Source organism: Chrysiogenia bacterium, assembly GCA_020434085.1.
Classification (GTDB): Bacteria; JAGRBM01; JAGRBM01; order JAGRBM01; family JAGRBM01; genus JAGRBM01.
On the sequence record JAGRBM010000600.1, the window covers coordinates 1 to 5,214 of the forward strand.

Consider the following 5,214-nt stretch of genomic DNA (forward strand, 5'->3'; position numbering starts at 1 on the left):
AGTCGGCGCGGTCGAAGCCCCCGAGCTCGCCGCGCAGGTGGAGGCCCTGGCCACCGAGGGTTCCGAGGCCGAACGCCCCGAGGCGCTCGCCGCGCTGGGACGACTGGGAAGTGAAGTGGCACGCGAATCGCTCTGGCGCCTCTACAACGGGCCGCTCAGCGCCGGTGAGGCCAGTGCCGCGCGCCGCGCACTGGCGGGCTTCCCGACGCCTGCAAGCGCGGTGAAGGCCCGGCTGCTCGAAATTGCGCCGGGAGATCTGCCCGTGTGCTACATCGAGCCTTCACGCCGCGCGCGCGCGCGCCTGGAGACGAGCCTGCGCACCCTGCTGGCCGTGCGGATCGAGGACATCCTTCTCGGCGAGAGCGAGGGCCCCAACGCCTGTCAGGGCGAAGAGGAATGCCGCGTTCGCAACAAATATTACCGCGACCTGATCCGTCGCAAGAGCACCATCGAAATCGAGGGAGACACCTTTATCCCGCTACGGGCAGACCAGCCGGCCAGGAGCGAGCCGCTCCAACTGGTCCGCGCGCGCTGGGTCCTGGGGGATTCCATGCGCCGCACCGTGCGCTACGAATCCCTCTCGCTGGTCCGCATGATCGGCGAGCAACCGGCCATCTTCCCGGTGCGTGAACTCGGTTTTTCCACCTTTGCCGGCGCGAGCGCCACCGACGCCCAGCCCGAGCTCGGCCGCATCATTCGGGTGAGCGGGCGCCTCGGGGCCAACAACCTCGTCGTCAGCCTGGCCGTTCCCACCGCGGGCATGCTCATCGAAGAGCGCTACCGCTTCGAAGGCGGCGTCTTCGTCCCCATCAGTTCCGGCGAGCTCTAAAGAAAAGGGCGGGTAAACCCCGCCCTTTTTCCAAACAACCTTTTTGGTGGCTGCCTATTCTTCACCCTTCACGGTGAAGTTCATCAGCTTGGACTCCGAGAGCCGAATCCACGGCGGCGGCGGCTGGGTGACATCCCACTCGCGCTTGCGCCGGGGTTCCTTGAACGCGATCACGCTCGCGCGGTAGCGGCCGCCCGGCTTGAGCGTCGAGCGCGGATGATCGTATTTCTCGGCGAAACGCTCCGAGAGGTCCAGGTCCTCCATCGTCACTGAATTGGCCGAGAGCAGTTTCGTGTAGATCGTCGTCGGCCGGTTGTTCTCACCGACGTAATAGAGCGTGAACTGATACCGGTTGGCATCCTTGTATTTTTCCCAACTGATGGTCGGGTTCTTCTCCGTCGGGATTCCCGGCGTGGGGTAGACGAACTCCACGCGCTTGCGCAGCACGATGTCGGGCACCTGGGCAAAACCGCCGGGCTCGACCTGGAATTCGGCCGAGGTGGAACCGGGCGGAACAAGAACCATGTTTTCCTGCGTGCGGGCATGGAGGCTATCCTCGGTGCGCGCGTCGGCGGAGACAAAACGGTAGCGCCCGGGCGGCAGCATCACGTCGAAGCGACCGGTGTCATCGGTGGCGACGGGAATATCCGGCAGGGTTTCGTCGAAACTGTTGCCTTCGGACATCTTGGTGAGCGTCACGTGGAAGCTCGCGTTCTTGACCGGGTTGAGATCTTCCGAGAGCACGCCGGTGAGAATCCCGTTACGCTCGGAGAGTTCCTTGGCCGCGCGGGTAATCGATTCCGCTGCAATTTTTCTGGCCTGTTCGTTGTCATAGACGCTGAAAGGGAAAGGCCCTTCGTTGGCCACGACGCCGCCGCCCTTGCCGAAAACGGTCATGCTCCAGGTGTATTTCGCACCGGGCATCCAGGCCGAATCGGGCTGGGCCGATTCAAGCGTCTTGAAAATCGTCGTTTCGATGGGCCGGCCGACATCGTCGCCCAGGGAGAAGGACCACTCGCGCGCATCGCCGTTCAGATAGAGCGTTGCATTGCCCGCCGAGCCCGGCTTCGGGAAGAACGCAAGCTTGATGACGTATTTGTCCGTGTTGGGGTACGGCTTCCACCGCAGCTTGGCATCGGGCATGACGGTCTCGCCCTTGAGCGGTCCAATCACTTCACCCGGGTGGGCCACGTGGAGCGACTCGATGGTGGTGAGGTCCTCGCCCACGGTGTAGGTTTTCCCGAAGGGGCTCCGGCCCACGATGACTTCGAGATCCTCCTCGCCCACGCGCGCGTGGTTTCCACGCGGCAGCGTGCTGGCCAGGGTGTAGCTGCCCTCGTCGAGCGGGATCGTGAAGAAGCCCAGCTTGTCGGTGCTCACCGTGACGCTCTGGCTCTCGCCGCCCTCGCTCTTCACCTGCAAAGCCAGCTTTGCACCGGCGGCCGGTTCGTCGTCCACGACAAGCTGGCCGTAGAGGCCCTGCACGGTCCGGAAAAAGGCGAAATATACCGCGACCCCAAGGGCCACGATGAGAAATCCTATCAGCAGCGGAACCGCCCGGTTGGGGCTGTCCTGCTTGCCTGCTTGGCTCTGAGAAGCCTCGCTCACTTCGGCACACTCCTTCGGAACGTCTTGTGCGTTCCATCAGACATCAAAACGAAGGCCGAAACCTTCGCAATCACTCGCAACTTGCCATTCGCGTTGACTGAGGCCCGAATCTTGGCTGGGCACGCGCAACCCGGTCAAGCCGCGCGCGCGCGCCAAGCGATTAAAATCACTTAAAGAACGGGCTATCCGCGCTTCTTGCGGATGTTGATGTCACCCACGGAGAACTTGTCGAGCACCTGCGCCACCACGGGGTTTTCGCGGGCTTCGCGCTTGACCCGGGCGCGCTCGTCGAGTTCTTCGCTCCGGGCCTCCGCCTTGGCCTGGGCCCGTTCGGGGGCGGCCTCGCGCACGCTCAGGTCCAGCTCGCCCAGAATCACTGGCGGAGCCTCACCGCCGCGCTCACCCGCCAGTTCTTCGCCGATGGTGCGCAGCAGCTCGGTCAGGTCCTCGGCCCCCATCAGGCGCCGGGCTTTTTCGAATTTATCGTCGGTGGGAACCAGCACCACCCCACGCGCTTCCATGCGCAGGCTGGCGGCGCTGAGCATCCCGCGCCAGCGCATCTTGCGCTCGGCAAGGTTCCCCGCGATAAGCCGCCATTCGGGGATTTCCTGCCCGGGGGGCACTGGCGCCGCGGCGGACGCGTTCCCCGAGTCGGCACAGCCGGGTTCGGCCCCGGAGACGATGGAACTGGATTCTGGCTTGCTCTGGGTGTCCGGCGCCGCTGCCCGAGCCGGCGCGGCGCCCTCAGTAGGGCGGGCTGGAGGCCCTCGCCTCGCGGGTGCTCCGCCGCCCCCGCTTCCGAGCGAGCCCTCGATTCGCGCAAGACGCTCATCGATGGCACCGAGCGACTCCAGGGGCTCGGCCTGCGCCATGCGCAGCAGCAGCGCTTCGAGCACGTAGCGCTGGTGGGCGGAGTTGAAGACCGCCTGTTCGCCTGACTGGAAGATCAGAAAGAGCTGGTCGACGAAGGTAGTGTCGCAACCGTCGAAAATTTCCTTGAGGCGCGCGACCGAGCTCTCGGGCAGGTCCATCACCTCACCGGCCTTCTCGCCGGTAGCACGCATGACCAGCGCGTCGCGAATGCCGCCGAGGACTTCCTTGTAGAAGTTCTGAACGTCGTAGCCGTAGTCATAGAGTTTTTCGACGCAGGTGATGACCGCGAGCGCGTCTTTCTTCACGATCGCTTCGAGGGTCTGTTCGATGAGCTCGCGCCCGGCAACGCCGGTCAGGTCGGCGACTTCCTGCTCGGTGATCGGCTGCTTCTTGGTGTCGCGGTCGAAGGACGCACTTACCAGATCGAGCAGGCTCAGCGCGTCACGCATGCCGCCCTCGGACAGGCGCGCAACGAGCTGGATGGCTTCATCGCTCAGGCCGATCTTTTCGTCCTTGAGAACCTTGGTAATCTGTTCGCTGATTCCCTGCGGCGTCAGGCGGCGGAAGTCGAAGCGCTGCACGCGCGAGAGAATCGTGGGCAGCACCTTGTGCACTTCGGTCGTCGCGAACAGAAAGATCGCGTGATCCGGCGGTTCTTCGAGCGTCTTGAGAAGCGCGTTCCATGCTTCCTTGGTGAGCATGTGAACTTCGTCGATGATGTAGACCTTGAACTTCGAACGGGCCGGCGCGTAGCGCACACCCTCGCGCAACTCTCGCACCGAATCGATGCCGCGGTTCGAGGCGGCGTCGATCTCGATCACGTCAACGGAAGTCCCCGCGGTGATTTCCTCGCAACTTGAACACTTGTTGCAGGGAGAGCCGTCCTTGTTCTTTTCGCAGTTGATCGCCTTGGCAAGAATGCGTGCGATGGAGGTCTTGCCCACCCCGCGCGAGCCCGAGAACAGGTAGGCATGAGCGAGCCGCCCGGACTTGATCGCGTTCTGGAGCGTGCGGGTGACGTGTTCCTGCCCGGCAACCTCGTCAAAGGATTGCGGGCGGTATTTGCGCGCGAGAACGAGATAGGACATGGAACCCCTCACCGACGAGCCCGCGAAGAGCGCGCCACACAGGCCATCCGGCCGGAACAGGCCTTCCGAAAAACTGGATGGGCACTAAAGATAGCCAGGCGGAACCGGATCGCACGTCCAGGTGGCTGCGGCTGCTCCCTTCCGGGCCTGACCGAGTTCACCCCTGAAGCGTCGTCCGGGGCCTGGCTATCACTACTACCCACCGGCCCCTGCCAGGTGCTGCGTGTGTCCGGGGCCGCGCTCGGGCGGCTCTCTGCATGGCCGCCCGGACCGGGGAAACTAAATGACTTGGAGGCCGGTGTAAAGATGCCCCCGCGATGCCTAGAATGGGCGGCTCTGCGGGCTCTCTCCCGCACTCCTGAAGGCAAACGCCATGAGCACCGGTGAAGAAAACTCCCTGCCCCGCCCTGCTCCGCTCGACGGGCGCGTCTACCTGGCGGCCGAGGGCTTTGAAGAGCAACTGGTCGCCGACCTCGGCGGCGCCCGGCGCCTGGGGCCCCGCCTCTATTTCAAGCGCGGCCCGGCGCCCGCGTGCCCGTGGGCGCAGAACACCTGGCTCGATCCCTTCGAGCTGCGCATCAACTCCATCGGCGAGGCCGCCCGCGCGCTCAAGGCGATTCAGCGCAACTGGGCGCTCTGCCCCACCTTCCACCACCGGCGCGCGCACCTGATCGAAGAAAAACTCCCCCATGTCAGTGCCAAGCCGCTTGTCTTTCCCTCCCCCGCGCCCGGCGCGCCGCTGGGATCGTGGACGCTGCTGGAGCCCGGCCTGATTCTGGCCTCTGCCACCTGCAGCAGCGCCTTCCCCAACGGGGC

Annotated in this window: 4 protein-coding genes and 1 other RNA gene; 2 read left to right on the top strand and 3 right to left on the bottom strand. The window is 64.8% G+C overall.

The annotated features are described in order from the left end of the window. Window positions 1-829: hypothetical protein (locus KDH09_19570; protein MCB0221907.1), on the top strand; the 829-nt coding region annotated here is incomplete at its 5' end. Between the two features lie 54 nt (window positions 830-883). On the opposite strand, the gene KDH09_19575 is transcribed toward KDH09_19570, so the two are convergent. The 3 genes from KDH09_19575 to ffs form a co-directional block, all read right to left on the bottom strand. Next, entirely contained in the window at window positions 884-2,437 is a 1,554-nt protein-coding gene (locus KDH09_19575) for a hypothetical protein (protein MCB0221908.1), read from the bottom strand. A gap of 182 nt (window positions 2,438-2,619) precedes the next feature. Further along, window positions 2,620-4,398: a DNA polymerase III subunit gamma/tau gene (dnaX, locus tag KDH09_19580; protein MCB0221909.1), complete on the bottom strand. Its 1,779-nt coding sequence runs from the start codon at window positions 4,396-4,398 to the stop codon at window positions 2,620-2,622. An 89-nt stretch (window positions 4,399-4,487) separates the two neighbouring features. Further along, an RNA gene (ffs, locus tag KDH09_19585) (signal recognition particle sRNA small type) lies at window positions 4,488-4,586 on the bottom strand. A gap of 185 nt (window positions 4,587-4,771) precedes the next feature. On the opposite strand from ffs, the gene KDH09_19590 reads away from it, so the two are divergent. Further along, a partial coding sequence (locus tag KDH09_19590) for a hypothetical protein (protein MCB0221910.1) occupies window positions 4,772-5,214 on the top strand: 443 nt, incomplete at its 3' end.

Bases quoted from the DNA above. Each gene is read 5' to 3' on its own strand.
- dnaX (MCB0221909.1), bottom strand. From the start codon at position 4,398: ATGTCCTATCTCGTTCTCGCGCGCAAATACCGCCCGCAATCCTTTGAC.